The organism is Arthrobacter sp. NPDC058288, from assembly GCF_042880995.1.
Lineage (GTDB): Bacteria > Actinomycetota > Actinomycetes > Actinomycetales > Micrococcaceae > Arthrobacter.
Genome location: NZ_JBHVYH010000013.1, coordinates 18395 through 35011, shown reverse-complemented (window position 1 = coordinate 35011; position 16617 = coordinate 18395). Strand labels below are relative to the sequence as shown.

General features: G+C 66.9%; 15 protein-coding genes. 10 read left to right on the top strand and 5 right to left on the bottom strand.

Going from position 1 to position 16617, the window contains the following annotated elements; all coding sequences use genetic code 11:
• The first annotated feature begins 52 nt into the window (after positions 1–52).
• A complete protein-coding gene (locus ACFVWT_RS22040; RefSeq protein ID WP_390251696.1) occupies positions 53–523 on the top strand; it encodes a hypothetical protein in 471 nt (156 codons plus the stop codon).
• A 129-nt stretch (positions 524–652) separates the two neighbouring features.
• Positions 653–1291, top strand: a complete 639-nt coding sequence (locus tag ACFVWT_RS22035; RefSeq protein WP_390251694.1) for a DUF305 domain-containing protein — start codon at positions 653–655, stop codon at positions 1289–1291.
• A gap of 45 nt (positions 1292–1336) precedes the next feature.
• Here the strand turns inward: ACFVWT_RS22035 and ACFVWT_RS22030 are convergent, their stop codons facing one another.
• Complete coding sequence (locus ACFVWT_RS22030) at positions 1337–2812, bottom strand: APC family permease (RefSeq protein WP_390251692.1); 1476 nt, start codon at positions 2810–2812, stop codon at positions 1337–1339.
• 321 nt (positions 2813–3133) lie between these two features.
• On the opposite strand from ACFVWT_RS22030, the gene ACFVWT_RS22025 reads away from it, so the two are divergent.
• Entirely contained in the window at positions 3134–4543 is a 1410-nt protein-coding gene (locus tag ACFVWT_RS22025; RefSeq protein ID WP_390251690.1) for an aldehyde dehydrogenase family protein, read from the top strand.
• A 67-nt stretch (positions 4544–4610) separates the two neighbouring features.
• Here ACFVWT_RS22025 and nagB read toward each other — a convergent pair whose 3' ends face one another.
• From nagB to ACFVWT_RS22010, 3 genes are read right to left on the bottom strand one after another with little or no spacing between them, the layout of a single operon-like run.
• Positions 4611–5420 carry a glucosamine-6-phosphate deaminase gene (nagB, locus tag ACFVWT_RS22020; protein ID WP_390251688.1) on the bottom strand — a complete coding sequence of 270 codons (810 nt, stop codon included), beginning with the start codon at positions 5418–5420 and terminating at the stop codon, positions 4611–4613.
• Positions 5401–6705 carry an N-acetylglucosamine-6-phosphate deacetylase gene (locus tag ACFVWT_RS22015; RefSeq protein WP_390251686.1) on the bottom strand — a complete coding sequence of 435 codons (1305 nt, stop codon included), beginning with the start codon at positions 6703–6705 and terminating at the stop codon, positions 5401–5403. Before ACFVWT_RS22015 ends, nagB begins: the two co-directional genes overlap by 20 nt.
• Entirely contained in the window at positions 6695–7969 is a 1275-nt protein-coding gene (locus ACFVWT_RS22010; protein WP_390251684.1) for a PTS transporter subunit EIIC, read from the bottom strand. The genes ACFVWT_RS22015 and ACFVWT_RS22010 overlap by 11 nt, the downstream gene beginning before the upstream one ends.
• Before the next feature lie 185 nt (positions 7970–8154).
• Here ACFVWT_RS22010 and ACFVWT_RS22005 point away from each other — a divergent pair, with 185 nt between their 5' ends.
• The 4 genes from ACFVWT_RS22005 to ACFVWT_RS21990 all read left to right on the top strand — a co-directional run bounded on the left by ACFVWT_RS22005 (position 8155) and on the right by ACFVWT_RS21990 (position 10612).
• Positions 8155–8385 (top strand): glucose PTS transporter subunit EIIB, encoded by a 231-nt coding sequence (locus ACFVWT_RS22005; RefSeq protein WP_011693340.1) that lies wholly within the window; start codon positions 8155–8157, stop codon positions 8383–8385.
• Entirely contained in the window at positions 8382–8909 is a 528-nt protein-coding gene (locus ACFVWT_RS22000) for a PTS glucose transporter subunit IIA (RefSeq protein ID WP_390251682.1), read from the top strand. The genes ACFVWT_RS22005 and ACFVWT_RS22000 overlap by 4 nt, the downstream gene beginning before the upstream one ends.
• Before the next feature lie 4 nt (positions 8910–8913).
• Entirely contained in the window at positions 8914–9630 is a 717-nt protein-coding gene (locus tag ACFVWT_RS21995) for a GntR family transcriptional regulator (protein ID WP_390251680.1), read from the top strand.
• A 124-nt stretch (positions 9631–9754) separates the two neighbouring features.
• Complete coding sequence (locus tag ACFVWT_RS21990) at positions 9755–10612, top strand: prephenate dehydratase (RefSeq protein WP_390251678.1); 858 nt, start codon at positions 9755–9757, stop codon at positions 10610–10612.
• A 116-nt stretch (positions 10613–10728) separates the two neighbouring features.
• Here the strand turns inward: ACFVWT_RS21990 and ACFVWT_RS21985 are convergent, their stop codons facing one another.
• Positions 10729–12645, bottom strand: coding sequence for an FAD-binding monooxygenase (locus tag ACFVWT_RS21985; protein ID WP_390251676.1), 1917 nt, complete (start codon positions 12643–12645; stop codon positions 10729–10731).
• 223 nt (positions 12646–12868) lie between these two features.
• Between ACFVWT_RS21985 and ACFVWT_RS21980 the strand changes: the two genes are divergently transcribed.
• From ACFVWT_RS21980 to hpaE, 3 genes are read left to right on the top strand one after another with little or no spacing between them, the layout of a single operon-like run.
• Positions 12869–14401 (top strand): fumarylacetoacetate hydrolase family protein, encoded by a 1533-nt coding sequence (locus ACFVWT_RS21980; RefSeq protein WP_390251674.1) that lies wholly within the window; start codon positions 12869–12871, stop codon positions 14399–14401.
• Entirely contained in the window at positions 14398–15090 is a 693-nt protein-coding gene (locus ACFVWT_RS21975; RefSeq protein WP_390251672.1) for a GntR family transcriptional regulator, read from the top strand. The genes ACFVWT_RS21980 and ACFVWT_RS21975 overlap by 4 nt, the downstream gene beginning before the upstream one ends.
• Positions 15091–15099: 9 nt before the next feature.
• A complete protein-coding gene (gene hpaE, locus ACFVWT_RS21970) occupies positions 15100–16611 on the top strand; it encodes a 5-carboxymethyl-2-hydroxymuconate semialdehyde dehydrogenase (protein ID WP_390251669.1) in 1512 nt (503 codons plus the stop codon).
• The last annotated feature ends 6 nt before the right edge of the window (positions 16612–16617 follow it).

Below are 16617 nucleotides of genomic sequence, written 5' to 3'. Positions count from 1 at the left end.
TTGAACACGACAGGCCGTGAACGGAAAGCCCGATACGGGAAGGAGGATCATCATGAGCGCACATGCTGCCGCGATCGTGTTCCTTCGCCGCGCGGGCCTTTTCGCGGCCGTCCTGGCCCTGATCGCCGGGATTTTCGGCATGCATGTCATGACGGCCACCCATGCCGCGCACTCTCCGGCCACGGCGGGCGCCGCTGTCAACGCCCAGCACGGCTCATCCCATGCCGGCCACACCGTGGAACATGTTTCCGGACCGTCCGCTGCCCCGGATATGCCCGGGGCGAAGGGCCAGACAGATACCCGGTCAGTGCAGTGCACGGACTCAGGCGCCTGCACCGGCATGCAGCCCATGACCGCATCCTGCACCCCGTCAGCGAAGACGGGCTCCCTGGCCGCCCCGCTGCCAGGGACCGGAGTCATCGCCCGGGACACCAACACAGGGACCCTCGCCACGATCAGCGCCAGGTGGTCCTACCTTCCGGGCAGTCCATCACCGGGCGAGCTCTGCATCAGCAGGACGTAAAACGGGGGCCAGGAGCCGTGACCTGACCGGCGCCCGCCCCCTCCTGACTCTGCCCTGAGTCATGCGCGTCACCGATGCACACACTCCCGCGGCGCTTCCGCGCCCGCTGTCTTGAAGGACTGAATACCCATGATGAACAAGAAGTTCCTGCCCCTTTCCGCCGCCGCCATTGCCGCGGCACTGGCCCTCGCCGGATGCTCAACCGGTTCCTCCGGATCGGCCGCCACCTCCAGCCCTGCCTCCACAGGAAGCTCCATGCCGGGCATGGACCACGGCCCAGGAATGATGTCCAGCAGCACACCTGCCGCCGCGGCCGAACACAACGCCGCCGACGCCATGTTCGCGCAGGGAATGATTCCCCACCACGAACAAGCCGTGGAAATGAGCGAGATGATGCTCCAGAAGAAGGACATCCCGGCTGCAGTGACCGGCCTGGCCACCAGGATCAAGGCGGCCCAGGCACCCGAGATCGAAACGATGACCGGCTGGCTTAAGGGCTGGAACGAATCGACGACCATGGGCGCAGGCCACACCATGGACGGCATGATGGGCGAGGATGACCTCAAACAGCTCGAAGCGGCCCAAGGCACCGAAGCGGCCAAGCTCTTCCTGAAGCAGATGATCGCCCACCACCAGGGCGCCGTGATGATGGCCAAGACCGAAACATCCCAGGGAAAGAACGCCGACGCAATCAAACTCGGCAAAAACATCGTGACGGCGCAGGAAGCGGAAATCAAGGAAATGCAGGACCTGTTGGCCACCCTCTGACCGTTGTCCGCCGGCGCCGGCCCGCCACGGGCCGGCGCCACCTGACTACCCGACCAACGCGGGCGCTGATGCCCGGACCTGGCGCTCCACCCGGATCTCCACCAGCACGCCGGCGAGGAACAATGCGGGAACAGCCACCAGCAGGCCCACGGCCGTTTCGGTGCTGCCACCGATGAGGGACGTGAAGTTGCTGACCACCAGGTAGAGCACCCACGCCAGCAGTGCGGAAGCGAGGACCGGAGCGATCAACGTCTGCCATTGCTGGCCGGGCACCTTTTCCCGGCGGAAATAGGCGACCACGGAGAGGGAGGACAGCATGTACAGCACCAGGAGTGCCGCGACGGCGAGGCCGCTGAACCACGAAAACAGCGTCAGCACCGGGTCCAGCCCCAGCAGGGCGAACGGCGCCACCAGCAGGGCAGCCACTACAGTCTGGATCCAGGCCGCCGCAGCCGGGGCGCGGTGCCTGTTCGTCCGGGCTATGACTGCCGGCATGGAGCCGCGCAGGGCCAGCGAGTGCAGGTAACGGTTGATGCCGTTGTGGAAGGCAATGATGCCTGCCAGCAGCGAGGTCACCAGCAGGACTCCGGCGGTGATGCCGGCCCAGGGTCCGAACATTTCGACGATGGGGCCGATCACGAACGATGTGGCATCCCCGGATTCCAGGGCGGCGCCCGCGGCATCCACCACGTGGGACGGCCCGTAGAAACTGACCAGCATCCACGTGATGAAGGAGAAGAAGACGGCGATGATGCCCACGGACAGGTAGGTGGCCCGTGCAACCGTCTTGTGCGGGTCCTTGGCTTCCGCGGAGTAGATTGCCGTGGATTCGAAGCCGAACATGGACGCCACCGCGAACATGATGGCCACGCCGGGGGCTCCGCTGGCGATGGCTTCGGGTGCGAATGATGCGGCGATGTTCAACCCTTCCGGGCCGCCGCCTTTGAACAGCACGGCGAATCCGAACATCAGGAGGATCGCCACCTCCAGGCCCACCAGTACGGCCAGGACGCGGGCGCCCAGTTCGATGTTCATGGAACCGAGGACCTGGACGCCGGCCATGGTGACCAGGGCCGGCAGCCACCAGGGAACGGTTATCCCGGCTGATGCCAGCAGGCCGGAGAAAGCCGCTCCGTATAGCCCGTACATCGCCGCCTGCACCGTGCTATATGCCAGCAGGGCCAGCCATGCGGCACCGGCGCCGACCTTCCGTCCGAACGCTGCGGTCACGTAGGCGTAGAAGGCACCGTTGGTCTGGACCTTGCGGCTCATGGCCACAAAGCCCACGGCGAAGATGACGATGACAATGCCGACCACGAGGTAGGCGCCCGGGGCGCCGGCTCCGTTGCCGAGTGCGGCCGCGAGCGGTGCCGCTCCCACGATGCCGGTCAGGGGCGCCTGCGCGGAAAGGACAAAGAACAGGATGCCCAGGACTCCGATGCTGCCTGCACGCAGGGCGGTGGAGTGTTCCTGGCGGGAACCGGGTTCTGCGGTCCGGGATTCGGGGTTCGAAATACTCATTGGATCCTTCTTAACGGTCATGAGTGCTGGGGAAAAGAGCCGGGGCGAAATTTGTGGGAAAGGTGCCGGGCGGGGGCAAAGGTGCCCGTGATCTGCACCGTGAAATCCAGCATGGCACCTGCCGCCGGACCCGGCTTGTCGTGCAGCGATCAGTTGTTGTTCCTGAGCGCAATGACGCGCCGGGGTGCCCTTGATGTTCGCTCCCGCACAACAGTTCTTCGCGGATACACAAGACCCGCGGCGCCTACCGGAGCACGCTTAAGGCAGCGCTTCCGGGCCGTTCCGGCCGCGTTCTCTGACCTACTCGAAGTGGAGTACCCCATGGAAACCTACGATGCCCTGCTGGCCTCGATCACCCCGGATGCCGGCGAAACACGGACCATCCTGGACCCCGCCACCGGGGAACCCGTAGGCGAGGCACCGGTCCACAGCGTCCAGGACCTCGAGGCGGCAATCGCCGCCGCGTCAGCCGCCCAGCCTGCGTGGGCCGCCCTGGGCCACGACGCCCGGAGTGCCGCGCTCCTCAAGGCAGCCGACGCCGTCGAACGTTCCGCCGAAGAACTCGCCCGGCTGCTCTCCCGGGAGCAAGGCAAACCGCTCAACGGACCCAACGCCCGCTTCGAGGTGGGCGCCTGCGCCGCGTGGCTGCGCGTTGCCGCAGGCACGCCGCCGGAACCGGAAACCGTAGTGGACGACGGCGAAACCCGGGCGGAGCTGCACTACCGGCCCATCGGCGTCGTGGGCGCGATCGGCCCGTGGAACTGGCCCATGATGATCACCGTCTGGCAGGTTGCGCCGGCCCTGCGCATGGGCAACGCCGTGGTGGTCAAGCCCTCCGAATACACGCCGCTGTCCGTCCTGGCGCTGGCCAGGGTCCTCAACGAGGAGCTCCCCGAAGGCCTCCTCACGGTCGTTTCCGGCGGCCGCGACGTCGGTGCCCGGCTGGCGGAGCACCCCGCGGTCGGCAAGGTCATGTTCACCGGCTCCACCGCCACCGGCAAGGCGATCATCAGGTCCTCCGCGGACACCGTGAAGCGCCTCACCTTGGAGCTCGGCGGGAACGACGCCGGAATCGTGCTGCCCGACGCCGATCCCAAGGCCATTGCCGAGGGCCTCTTCTGGGGTGCCTTCATCAACACCGGCCAGACCTGTGCTGCGCTGAAGCGCCTGTACGTCCATGATTCGCTGTATGAAGCCGTGTGCGAGGAGCTCACCGCCTTCGCCGCCGCGATGCCCATGGGCAACGGCCTCGATGAAAACAACGTCCTGGGCCCGCTGCAGAACAGGCAGCAGTACGACATCGTGGCCCGCCTCGTCGAAGCCGCCCGCGGCTCCGGCGCCCGGATCCTGCTCGGCGGCAACCCGGACCCGGACCAGCCCGGCCATTTCTACCCCGCCACCCTCGTGGCGGACATCGACAACAGCAACCCGCTGGTGGCCGAGGAACAGTTCGGCCCGGCCCTGCCCATCATCCGGTACGGCACCGTGGATGAGGCGGTCACCATGGCGAACGCGCTCGACGTCGGGCTGGGCGCCTCGGTCTGGTCCGCCGACCCCGCCACCGCGCGCGCCGTGGCCACCCGGCTCGAGGCCGGCACGGTCTGGATCAACAAGCACGGAGCCGTGGACCCCCGCGTTCCGTTCGGCGGCGCCAAGCAGTCCGGCTACGGCCTGGAGTTCGGCGTGGAAGGCCTGAAAGCCCTCGGGGTCCCCCAGGTCATCAACGGCTAGGAAGGAGTTTTTGTCCACTTAGAGGGACTTGAGCCCCGTTTTGCGCCCGCTACCTGGACAAAAACTCCTAGACTGCCGGCTGCTGCAGCCACGGCCGGGTGGGCGTCTGGCCCAGTTGGTCGTTGAACTCCTGGGCGTCGCGGTAGTAGTCCAGCAGGCTCAGGCGGGACGCGGCCGCGGGGTCCAGGATGACAACCGCCCGGCGGTGCATTTGCAGCACCGAGGCCGGGCAGTGTGCGCTGACCGGCCCTTCCACCATGGCCTGGACCGCCCCGGCTTTGTTCTCCCCCATGGCCACCAGGACCGCCAGCCTGGCCTCGCGGATGGTCCCCAGCCCCTGGGTCAGGCACAGCCGGGGAACGTCTCCGTCCGGGAAGAACCGGGCGTTGTCGGCACGGGTGGCTCCGGCCAGGGTCTTCACCCTGGTGCGGGAGGCCAGCGACGAGGTGGGCTCGTTGAACCCGATGTGGCCGTTGGCTCCGATGCCGAGGATCTGGATGTCCACACCGCCGGCGGCCGAGATGGCGGCGTCGTAGCGCTCGGCTTCGGCGACGAGGTCCGGCGCAGTCCCCTGCGGGGTGATGAGCTGTTCCGGCGGCAGGTCCACGTGGTCGGTGAATTCGCGCCGGATGGTGGAGTGGTAGCTCTGTTCGTGCTCCGGCGGCAGCCCGGCGTATTCATCCAGGGTGAACGCGGTGACCCGGCTGAAGCTCAGCTGTTCCTCGCGGTGCCGCCGGATGAGTTCCTGGTACGTGGATTTCGGCGAACCTCCCGTCGCCAGCCCCAGGACGGCCGGGCCCTGCCGGACCCTGGCGTCGATGATGTCGGCGGCCCTGCTTCCTACATGCTCCGTGGACTCACACAGAATGATCTGCACTCGTTTTCCTTTCCTCCGTTAGTGGTGCGCCGGCCCGGTAGGCCTGCAGCAGTTCGAGTTCTTCGGTGGTGGCCAATACGTCGGCGCGGTACCCGGCAATGATGGATCCGACCTGCGCGGCGCCTGGCTGGTCCAGGCCCATCAGTCGGGCAGGAGTGGCCGACGCCGCGGCGACGGCGTCGGCCAGCGGCACGCCCCACCCGACGCAGCGGCGGACGTTTTCCAGCAGCAGGCTGGTCGCCCCGGCAATCGCCCCGGGACGGGCATCATCCGCCGCGGGAACCAGCCGCGCCACCCGGTCCTGGACCAGCACGTCCAGGCTGCCCAGCGTGTAGTGGCCATCGGACATTCCGGCCGCCGCCATGGCATCCGTAATCAGTGCTATCGAGCCCGGTCCCACCAGGTTGAAGACCATGCGGACAATCTCCGGATCCAGGTGCACCCCGTCGGCTACCAGCTCCACGACCATCCGGTCCGGTGACTGCCGGGCTTCCTGCAGCAGGACCGGAATGGGCCCCGGCGCCCGGTGGCCCAGCGCCGGCATCCGGTTGAACAGGTGGGTGGCGGACCAGGGGCCGGCGTCGGGCACGCCGGCACCGTCCCCTCCCCCGAGCGCTTCCCGCGTCCGGGCCGCCGTGGCATCGGTGTGGCCAAGGGACGGGACCACCCGGTACTCCCGGCACAGGGCCACCAGTTCGGCAAAGTGCGGCGTTTCGGGCGCAAGCGTGATCGAACGCACCGTTCCCCGCCCCGCCTCGAGCCACTGCCGCAGGAGCGCCGGGTCACCGTCGATGATGGCCGCGGGGTCCTGCGCTCCGCACATGCTCCTGGCGATGAACGGCCCTTCCAGGTGCAGTCCGGCCAGCGTGCCGTCCTGCACCAGCTCCCGCAACACCACGATCTGCTCAAGCAGCACACCGGACGGCGCCGAAACGAGCGAGGCGAGCACCGACGTCGTACCCTGCCCGGCATGAAAACCTGCCGCCCGGCGGGCGCCGTCCGCATCCGCGGAGAAGGTGTGCCCCACTGAGCCGTGGCAGTGCACGTCCACGAGTCCGGGCAGGATGAGGGGAACCTGTGTTGTTTCGACGTCGACGCCGGCGGGCAGCTCCGCCGTCGGGCCGCACCACACGATGCGTCCCCCGCCGATCACCACCGTGCCGTCGTCGATCACTCCGTCCCCTTGACGGCCGGTGACGAGGCGCCCCCGCAGTCCCAGGCCGCCGCCGTCGCCGCCTCCCGCCCCGGGGTGAGTCAGCCCCCGCAGGCCGGGTTCAGCTTGCATCGGCTTTGGCCATCGAACCGTTCTCGTCGGTTTCGTCTTCGCGCCCCATGGTGCGCAGGTTCCAGCGCCGGATCACGAAGCGGAACACCACGTAGTACACGGCCGCGTAGCCCAGCCCGATGGGGACCAGCCAGAGCGGATTCTGCGCGATGCCGAAGTTGAGCAGGTAGTCGATGGCCCCGGCCGAGAACCCGAACCCGTGGTGGATGCCCAGGAAGTTGACCAGCATCATGGAGGTTCCGGTCAGGACGGCGTGGACGAGGTAGAGCGGCCAGGCCACGAACATGAAGGAGAATTCCAGCGGTTCGGTGATGCCGGTGAGGAAGGCGGTGAGGCCGGTGGAGAGCATGACGCCGCCCACGATCTTCTTCTGCGAGGGCTTGGCTTCGTGCCAGATGGCGAGGGCGGCCGCCGGCAGGGCGAACATCATGATGGGGAAGAACCCGGTCATGAACACACCGGCGGAAGGGTCTCCGGCGAAGAAGCGGTTGAGGTCGCCGTGGGCGCCGTTGTAGTCGCCGATGATGAACCAGACAATCGAGTTCAGGATGTGGTGCAGGCCCAGCGGGATGAGCAGCCGGTTGAGCGTGCCGTAGATGCCGCTGCCCACCACCGTGTTGTCCGCAACAGCGTTGCCCACGGCGGTCAGGCCCGTGTTGAAGAAGGGGTAGAGGAGCGCCATGACCACGCCGATCACGATGGCCGCGAACGAAGTCAGGATCGGCACCAGCCTCCGCCCGGCGAAGAACCCGAGCCAGTCCGGCAGGGTGGTCCGGTGGAACTTCTGCCACAGCCAGGCCGTGGTCAGGCCCATCACGATGCCGGCCAGCACCCCGTAGTTGATGACGGGATCCTTGCCGCCCTCCGGGGCGGCGCCCAGCACCATGGGTGCCATGACTTTGAAGACGTTGGTCAGGACCAGGAAGCCGACGACGGCGGCCAGCGCCGTGGAACCGTCGCCCTTCTTGGCGAAGCCGAAGGATATGCCGACGGCGAAGAGCAGCGGGAGGTTCTCGAACAGGGCCCCGCCGGCCGCGCCGATCACCTGGGCAACGGTGGTCAGGGATTCGAACCTGCCCAGCAGGTCGTCCTGGCCCAGGCGCAGGAGGAGCGCGGCCGCGGGAAGGGCGGCGATGGGGAGCATGAGGCTGCGGCCGAAGCGCTGCATGTTCTGCAACGCCTTACCGCTGCCCTTGGCCTTGCCCGGGGCCGGTGGGGCCAGCGGGCCGGCCCCGGCTGAAGCGGACGGATTTTCCGTGGACATGAGGTTCCTCGTTTCGAAAAGGGGTGCTTGTGCGGGGATGCGGGATTCAGTAGAGTTTTGCTAACTGGTTATAACCAGTGACAATCATCACTGTGAAGTGCACCGGGCTTAGTTGTCAACCTCAGGCAGGAAAAAAGCTTCAGGGCCGGCCGGACTCACCGCGAAAACGACCAACAGGAGTGGACATGTCCAAAGCAGAAATCATCCTCGCCGCCCTGGGCGGCGCCGACAACGTCGAAGAGATCGAAGGGTGCATCACCCGCCTGCGCACCGAAGTGGTGGACGCCGGAAAGGTGGACGAAGCGGCCCTCAAGGCCGCCGGCGCCCACGGCGTCATGATGGCCGGCTCGGTGGTGCAGGTGGTAGTGGGCCCCGAAGCGGAGAGCCTGGCAGAAGACATCCAGGATCTGATGTGAGCACGGCTGACATGAGCACCGCGGATATGGGCACGGCGGATACGGGTACGGCGCCGGCCGACGCCATCAGCGTGGCTTCGCCCCTGCCCGGCCGGCTCATCCCGCTGAGCGAAGTGCCGGACCCCGTGTTCGCCAAGGGACTCGTGGGCGGAGGCGCCGCGGTCATCCCGGACGACGACGCCGGTGTGCTCACCGCCGTCGCTCCCCTGGACGGCCGGGTCATCAAGGTCATGCCGCACGCTTATATCGTCCAGCACGCGTCCGGACCGGCAGTACTGGTCCACGTCGGCATCGATACGGTGGGCCTTAAGGGCGAAGGCTTCAGCGTGCTGGCCCAGAAGGGGGACCAGGTCCGGGCCGGAGACCCGATGATCAGCGTTGATGTCACGTTTGTCCGCTCCAAGAACCTCAGCATGTGCAGCCCCGTGGTGATTCTGGACAGCAAACCGGACGCCGTTGAACTGCCGGCCTCCGGCGGGCGCGTGGAAGCGGGCGGACACCTGTTCAACCTGCCCGGACAATAGAGCTATGGATACGGCGGGGGAACTCAAACACGTCTGGGTGCGCAGGCAGCTCCAGGACCTCGTGGCCACCAGCTTGCGGCCGGGGGACGCATTGCTGGGGGAACGCCAACTGGAGGAGCAGTTCGGGGTTTCGCGCATTACGGTGCGGCGGGCGATCTCGGACCTCGTCCAGGACGGGGCGCTGGTACGGATTAAGGGTAAAGGGACCTTTGTGTCGCACGGGCTGGTTCGTTCAACCCTGCACCTGGCCTCCTTCAATGAGGACATGCGCGCTGCCGGCTTCGAACCCAGCACCCGGGTCATCACGGCCGCGACGGCGGAGCCGCCCGCCGCGGCGTCCGAGCACCTGGGGCTGCCACCGGGGCAGGCGGCCTACCAGGTCCGCAGGCTGCGCCTCGCAAACGGGGCACCCGTCAGCGTGGACGAATCCTGGCTGCCGCCCCTGCTCCTGCCCGACCTGCTCTCCGAGGACCTGACGGGCTCGCTCTACCGCGTCCTCGCTGCTTCCGGGCATCCGGTGCAGCATGTCGAACAGACCGTCGAGGCGGCCGCCGCCCCGGAGGAGACCGCGGCCCTGCTGGACATCGAGCCGGGCGCCCCCGTCCTCCTTTTCAGGCGCCGCTCGTTCACCGGCCAGGAAGACCCGGGCACGCCCATCGAGTACTCCATCTCGACGTACCGCTCGGACCGGTACCAGGTGTCGATGCGGCTGGCGCTCTGACGGAGGCACCAGCATTCCCGTCTTACCCAACTGACTGGCAGTTAATGTCGTCAAACGCGCGAATGGCGACGTTAAATGCGAGCCAGTTGGGTGGGAGCCGCCAGGGCGTGAAACCATACGGTTCGTGACCCAGAAAATTGCGTACCAAGGTGAACCCGGCGCTAATTCCAATATTGCGTGCGCCCAGATGTTCCCGGAGCTGGAAAGCATCCCGTGCGCCAGCTTCGAGGACGCCTTCGAGCTGGTATCCGGCGGTGAAGCCGACCTGGCCATGATTCCGATAGAGAACTCGATAGCGGGCCGGGTGGCGGACATCCACGTCCTGCTCCCCCAGTCCCGCCTCCAGATCGTGGGCGAGTTCTTCCTGCCCATCCACTTCGACCTGCTGGGCATCCCCGGCAGCACCATCGAAGGCGCCACCGAGGTCCACAGCCACATCCACGCCCTGGGCCAGTGCCGGCGCCTCATCCGGAGCGCCGGCCTGAAGCCTGTCATTGCCGGGGACACCGCAGGCTCCGCCCGGGAGGTGAGCGAGTGGAACGATCCTGCCAAGCTGTCCCTCGCTCCCCCGCTCGCGGCCGAGATCTACGGCCTGGAGGTGCTCGCCTCGCGGGTGGAGGACGACCCCTCCAACACCACCCGGTTCGTGGTCCTGGCGCCGGAAAAGGAACTGCCCACCCGGGAGGCGTTGCCGGGACCGGCCGTGACCAGCTTCCTGTTCCGGGTCCGCAACGTGCCCTCAGCGCTCTTCAAGGCCCTCGGCGGGTTCGCCACGAACGGCGTGAACATGACCCGGCTGGAAAGCTACATGGTGGGCAACGAGTTTGCTGCCACCATGTTCATGGCCGACGTCGAAGGCCACCCCGAGGACCTGCCCGTCCGGCTGGCCCTCGAGGAACTGGACTTCTTCACCACGGAAGTGCGCATCCTGGGCGTCTACGCCGCCGCCGACTACCGGACCGGGCAGGCCGTCGCCGGCTGAGGCCCGGGCTTCGGTCCTGCGCGGATGGAGTTTTTGTCCAGATAACGGGACTTCGGCAGCCTTTTGGACCCATTATCTGGACAAAAACTCCCATGTGCGGGGCAACAGGCCCGGGGCTAGACTGCCGCGGCCCGTCCGGTCGCCAGGAGGGGTGCGAAGAACGCGCCGAGTTCCGCCGTCGCAGCCAGGGGCAGGACGTTGGCCACGTACTGGTCCGGGCGCACCACCACGACCACGCCGCCGCGGTCGAGGCCGCGCAACTCGAAGATGTCAGCCTTCGGATCGGTAGCGTACACCTTCTCGTAATCCGTCAGCTGGAACGGGCCAACCTGCGGCTTGAACACCGCCGGAACTGCGTTGATATCGATGTCCATGTGGGGCTGCTGGTAGATCACCTTCACGTCGAACCATGCGTCGAGGTCGGCGCCCGACGGCGTGGCGGCCAGCGGCGAGTCCGACGCCGTCGCGATCCACTCGGCGAAGTCGGCCACCGCCGAGGGGGCACCCTCCTGTCCCGTTGCCGGAGCTGCGGCGTCGGCGAAGACGTAGATGCGCCACCGTCCGTCCGCTGTGGCGTGGTGCCCGAGCTGCAGGGGGTTGGTATCGCAGACCCGCACGACCGGCGCGGACTTGAAGCGCTTGCCGATGGGGAAGCCGGCGGCCAGGTCCTGGTGTTCGGCGGTGCCGGTGAGCATCGACGGGGCGTACTGGGTCATGAAGCCGGCCGGGAACTCGGCGGTGCTGACGTAGAAGTCCTCGAGCTCCGACGGGCTCTCGAACTCCTCGGGCTTCTTCGCCATCATCGTGGACCACTCTTTGTCGAAGTCGATGAGGTTCTTGGCGATGACCTGCCGTTCGTCCGAGTAGGTGGTCAGCAGGCTTTCCGGGCTGCGGCCCTCGAGGACGTGGCCGAGTTTCCACGCGAGGTTAAATCCGTCCTGCATGGAAACGTTCATACCCTGGCCGGCCTTGGCGCTGTGCGTGTGGCAGGCATCTCCGGTGATGAACACGCGGGGTGTCCGGGTGCCCCGCTGGTCCGGGAGGACGTCGTCGAACCGGTCGGTGAGGCGGTGGCCCACCTCGTACACGCTGTGCCAGGCGACGTCGCGGACGTCGAGTGTGTAGGGGTGGAGGATCTCATTCGCCTTGCGGATGATCTCCTCGATCGAGGTGTTGCGCACGGCGCCCTTATCGTTCGGGTCCACCTCACCGAGGTCAACATACATGCGGAAGAGGAAGCCGCCCTCGCGGGGAATGTGCAGGATGCTGCCGCCCGATCCGGACTGGATTGCGCACTTGGTGCGGATGTCCGGGAAGTCCGTCACGGCAAGGACGTCCATCACGCCCCAGGCGTGGTTGGCGGCGTCACCGGAGAGGGTGCAGCCGATCGCATCCCGCACCTTGCTGCGCGCGCCGTCTGCACCAATCACATACTTGGCCCGGACAACCTTTTCCTTGCCTTGGTCGGGGCCGGCCGTGTGCAGCAGGGTCACGGTGACCGGGTACTCCCCCTCACGGGTGACTTCCAGGCTCCGGAACTCAAAACCATAATCGGGCGCCATGCGGGTGGGCGAGTTCGCCATGAATTCCGCGAAGTAGTCCAGTACGCGGGCCTGGTTAACGATGAGGTGCGGGAACTCACTGATCCCCATCTCGTCGTCCACCGCGCGGGCTCCCCGAACGATGCGCGAGTGGTCCGCCGGGTCCGGCTTCCAGAACGCCATTTCGGTGATGCGGTAGGCCTCGGCGATGATCCGCTCGGCGAAGCCGAAGGCCTGGAAGGTCTCCACGCTCCTGGCCTGGATGCCGTCCGCCTGGCCGATGGGCAGCCTGCCGGCACGGCGCTCTACGATGCGGGTGGTAACCCCCGGGAACTGTGACAACTGGGCGGCGGCCAGCATTCCGGCAGGGCCGGTGCCGACAATCAGGACGTCCACCTCGTCAGGAAGCTCAGTGGGCCGATTGATGCCTGCGCCTGCTGCCGGCTGGACTCGCGGGTCGCCGGATACGTAACCGTGATGATGGAATTGCACGGGGGTCCTCACTTCATTGTGTGGCGGCGTATCGCCGTCGAAGGTATTCGATATTAGAACTAAGTGTTCGATAATAGAAATCTAATGCTCATGCAAAACTGTACGCAGGTATGAGCTGCGTTACAAGCAGCCCGGAAAACTCCCTAAAACATAAGGGTTGACGTTCCTCGCCTCCTGGGCAATAGTTATCGTATACGATTTCGTACTCGATGAGGAGTAACTCTTGGAACAGGTCACCGACCACATCCTGGCCGCGGCCCGCAAGGTCATCGCGGTGCATATCAACTACCCCAGCCGGGCAGCCCAGCGCGGCCGCACTCCGGAGCAGCCCTCCTACTTCCTGAAGCCATCCTCCTCGCTGGCAACCGGCTCTGCAGAAGCCCCGTCAACGGTGGAACGCCCGGCCGGATGTGAACTCCTCGGCTACGAAGGCGAGATCGCCCTGATCATCGGCAAGCCGGCCCGCCGTGTGGGCATCGAGGACGCCTGGAGCCATGTCGAGTGGGTCACCGCCAGCAACGACCTCGGCGTCTACGACCTGCGCTACGCGGACAAGGGCTCCAACCTCCGCTCCAAGGGCGGCGACGGCTTCACTCCCGTGGGCCCGGGGCTGATCGCGGCCGACGCCGTGGACCCCGCCAAACTCCGCATCCGCACCTGGCATAACGGCGAACTGGTCCAGGACGACACAACCGGGGACCTCCTTTTCCCGTTCGCCCGGCTCGTCGCGGACCTTTCCCAGCTGCTCACCCTGGAGGAGGGCGACATCATCCTGACCGGCACGCCCGCCGGAGCGTCGGTCGCCAAGCCGGGAGACGTCGTCGAGGTTGAAGTCAGCACCGTTGAAGTCAGCGCCAGTACGACGGCGGACGCTGCCGACGGCGGCCTGTCCACCGGCCGGCTGGTCACCCGCGTGGAGGAAGGCACGACGCCGTTCGCGGACTTCGGTGCCCGGCCCAGGACCGATGATCTCCAGCGGGAGGAAGCGTACGGTTCGCGGGAAGCCGCCGGGCTCCCGGCCCAGGTGCCGGAGTCGCCGGCCCCTGTGCTGACCGCCGCACTGAAGGCCAAGCTGGAAAGTGTCTGCACCGCCACTCTGTCCTCCCAACTGCGCAAGCGCGGCCTGAACAACGTCAGCATCGACGGCCTCACCTCCACCCGCCCGGAGAAGCGGATCGTGGGCCTGGCCCGGACCCTGCGCTACGTGCCCAACCGCGAGGACCTCTTCAAAACCCACGGCGGCGGCTTCAACGCCCAGAAGAAGGCCATCGATTCCGTGAACGAGGGCGAGATCCTGGTGATGGAGGCCCGCGGCGAGAAGGGAACCGGCACCATCGGCGACATCCTGGCCCTCCGCGCCCAGGTCCGCGGCGCCGCGGCCGTCATCACCGACGGCGGTGTCCGGGATTTCTCCGCGGTGGCCGCCATGGACATGCCCACCTACTATTCCAACCCGCACCCGGCGGTGCTGGGCCGCCGGCACATCCCCTGGGACACCGACATCACCATCGCCTGCGGCGGCACCACCGTGCAGCCCGGGGACATCATCGTTGCCGACTCGGACGGCATCCTGGTGATCCCCCCGGCCCTCGCCGAAGAACTCGCGGAGGATTCCATCGCCCAGGAACGCGAGGAAGCCTTCATCGCCGAGATGGTCCAGCAAGGCCACAGCGTGGACGGCCTCTACCCGCTGAACGCGGAATGGCGCCTCAAGTACGAGGAATGGGAAGCAACGGGAAACGGACAAAACCAATGACTGGGACGGCCACGGCTGCAGGCCCCCGAAGCAAGTCCGAGCAGGCTTATGCCGCCGTCAAGGCACGGATCGTGGACGGGACGTACTCCCCCGGCTACCGGCTGGTGCTGGCGAAAATCGCCGAGGACCTCGGCGTCAGTGTGGTGCCGGTCCGCGAAGCCATCCGTCGGCTCGAAGCCGAAGGCCTGGTCACGTTCGAGCGGAACGTCGGCGCCACCGTGTCCGGCATCGACCCCACCGAGTATCTCTATACGATGCAGACCCTGAGCATCGTCGAAGGTGCCGCCACGGCGCTCTCGGCTCCGCTCATCGGGTCGGCGGACGTGGCGCGGGCCCGGGCAGTTAACGACGAAATGCGCGAATGCCTCGAGCACTTCGACCCCGTCCGCTTCACCCGGCTGAACCAGGACTTCCACAGCGTCCTGTTCGAGCACTGCCCCAACCCGCACATTCTGGACCTCGTCCACCGGGGCTGGAACCGGCTCGCGTCGCTGCGGTCCTCCACATTCCGCTTCGTCCCGGGCCGTGCCCGCGACTCCGTGGACGAACACGAGGCCCTGCTCCGGCTCATCGAAACCGGCGCCACGGCCGACGAGATAGAAAAGGCGGCCCGCCTGCACCGCAGTGCCACCCTGGACGCCTATCTGGCGCAAGCCACCTCCACTCAACAACAGACCGCACAGCAGTAAGGAAAAACAATGACGTTCACTGCCGCAGAAACCACCCACTACGTCCCGCAGGACCTTCCCACCCACATCCAGCACTACATCAACGGTGAATTCGTTGACTCCGTGGGCGGCAAGACCTTCGACGTCCTGGACCCGGTCTCCAACACCAACTACGCCACCGCCGCCGCCGGGCAGAAAGAGGACATCGACCTGGCCGTCGCCGCCGCCCGCGAAGCCTTCGTGAACGGCCCGTGGCCGAAGATGAAGCCGCGCGAACGCGCCCGCATCCTGAACAAGATCGCCGACGCCGTCGAAGCCCAGGAGGAGCGCCTCGCCGAACTCGAGACCTTCGACACCGGCCTCCCCATCACCCAGGCGAAAGGCCAGGCCCTCCGGGCGGCGGAGAACTTCCGCTTCTTCGCGGACCTGATCGTGGCCCAGTTCGACGATGCCATGAAGGTCCCCGGCTCGCAGATCAACTACGTGAACCGCAAACCGATCGGCGTCGCCGGCCTCATCACCCCCTGGAACACTCCGTTCATGCTCGAGTCCTGGAAGCTCGCTCCGGCCCTGGCCACCGGCAACACCGTGGTCCTCAAGCCGGCCGAATTCACTCCGCTGTCAGCTTCGCTGTGGGCCACGATCTTCAAGGATGCAGGCCTTCCCGACGGTGTGTTCAACCTGGTCAACGGCCTCGGCGAGGAAGCCGGCGACGCCCTGGTCAAGCATCCGGATGTCCCGCTGATCTCCTTCACCGGCGAAACCACCACCGGCCAGACCATCTTCCGCAACGCCGCGACCAACCTCAAGGGCCTCTCCATGGAGCTCGGCGGCAAGTCCCCCTGCGTCGTTTTCGCCGACGCAGACCTCGACGCCGCGATCGACTCCGCCCTGTTCGGCGTCTTCTCCCTCAACGGCGAGCGCTGCACCGCGGGCTCCCGGATCCTCGTCGAACGCGCCATCTACGACGAGTTCTGCGAAAAGTACGCCGCCCGCGCCAAGAATATCGTCGTCGGCGATCCGCACGACCCCAAGACCCAGGTGGGCGCCCTGGTCCACCCGGAGCACTTCGCCAAGGTGGCTTCCTACGTGGAGATCGGCAAGTCCGAAGGCCGGCTGCTGGCTGGCGGCGGCCGTCCCGAAGGCCTCCCGGAAGGCAACTACATCGCCCCCACCGTGTTCGCCGACGTCGCCCCCGACGCGCGGATCTTCCAGGAGGAAATCTTCGGCCCCGTCGTCGCCATCACCCCGTTCGAGAACGACGACGAAGCCCTGGCCCTGGCGAACAACACCAAGTACGGCCTGGCGGCCTACATCTGGACGCAGAACCTCACCCGTGCGCACAACTTCTCCCAGAACGTCGAGGCCGGCATGGTCTGGCTGAACAGCCACAACGTCCGCGACCTCCGCACCCCGTTCGGCGGCGTCAAGGCCTCCGGACTGGGCCACGAGGGCGGCTACCGCTCCATCGACTTCTACACCGACCAGCAGGCCGTGCACATCACCCTCGGCACCGTCCACACCCCCAAATTCGGCGCCTAGTCCCGG

Excerpts from the sequence above, each read along its gene's own strand:
- ACFVWT_RS22040 (WP_390251696.1), top strand. The coding sequence starts at position 53 with ATGAGCGCACATGCTGCCGCGATCGTGTTCCTTCGCCGCGCGGGCCTT.
- ACFVWT_RS22025 (WP_390251690.1), top strand. The coding sequence starts at position 3,134 with ATGGAAACCTACGATGCCCTGCTGGCCTCGATCACCCCGGATGCCGGC.
- ACFVWT_RS22005 (WP_011693340.1), top strand. The coding sequence starts at position 8,155 with ATGTCCAAAGCAGAAATCATCCTCGCCGCCCTGGGCGGCGCCGACAAC.
- ACFVWT_RS22010 (WP_390251684.1), bottom strand. The coding sequence starts at position 7,969 with ATGTCCACGGAAAATCCGTCCGCTTCAGCCGGGGCCGGCCCGCTGGCC.
- ACFVWT_RS21995 (WP_390251680.1), top strand. The coding sequence starts at position 8,914 with ATGGATACGGCGGGGGAACTCAAACACGTCTGGGTGCGCAGGCAGCTC.
- ACFVWT_RS22015 (WP_390251686.1), bottom strand. The coding sequence starts at position 6,705 with ATGCAAGCTGAACCCGGCCTGCGGGGGCTGACTCACCCCGGGGCGGGA.
- ACFVWT_RS22030 (WP_390251692.1), bottom strand. The coding sequence starts at position 2,812 with ATGAGTATTTCGAACCCCGAATCCCGGACCGCAGAACCCGGTTCCCGC.
- hpaE (WP_390251669.1), top strand. The coding sequence starts at position 15,100 with ATGACGTTCACTGCCGCAGAAACCACCCACTACGTCCCGCAGGACCTT.
- ACFVWT_RS21975 (WP_390251672.1), top strand. The coding sequence starts at position 14,398 with ATGACTGGGACGGCCACGGCTGCAGGCCCCCGAAGCAAGTCCGAGCAG.
- ACFVWT_RS22035 (WP_390251694.1), top strand. The coding sequence starts at position 653 with ATGATGAACAAGAAGTTCCTGCCCCTTTCCGCCGCCGCCATTGCCGCG.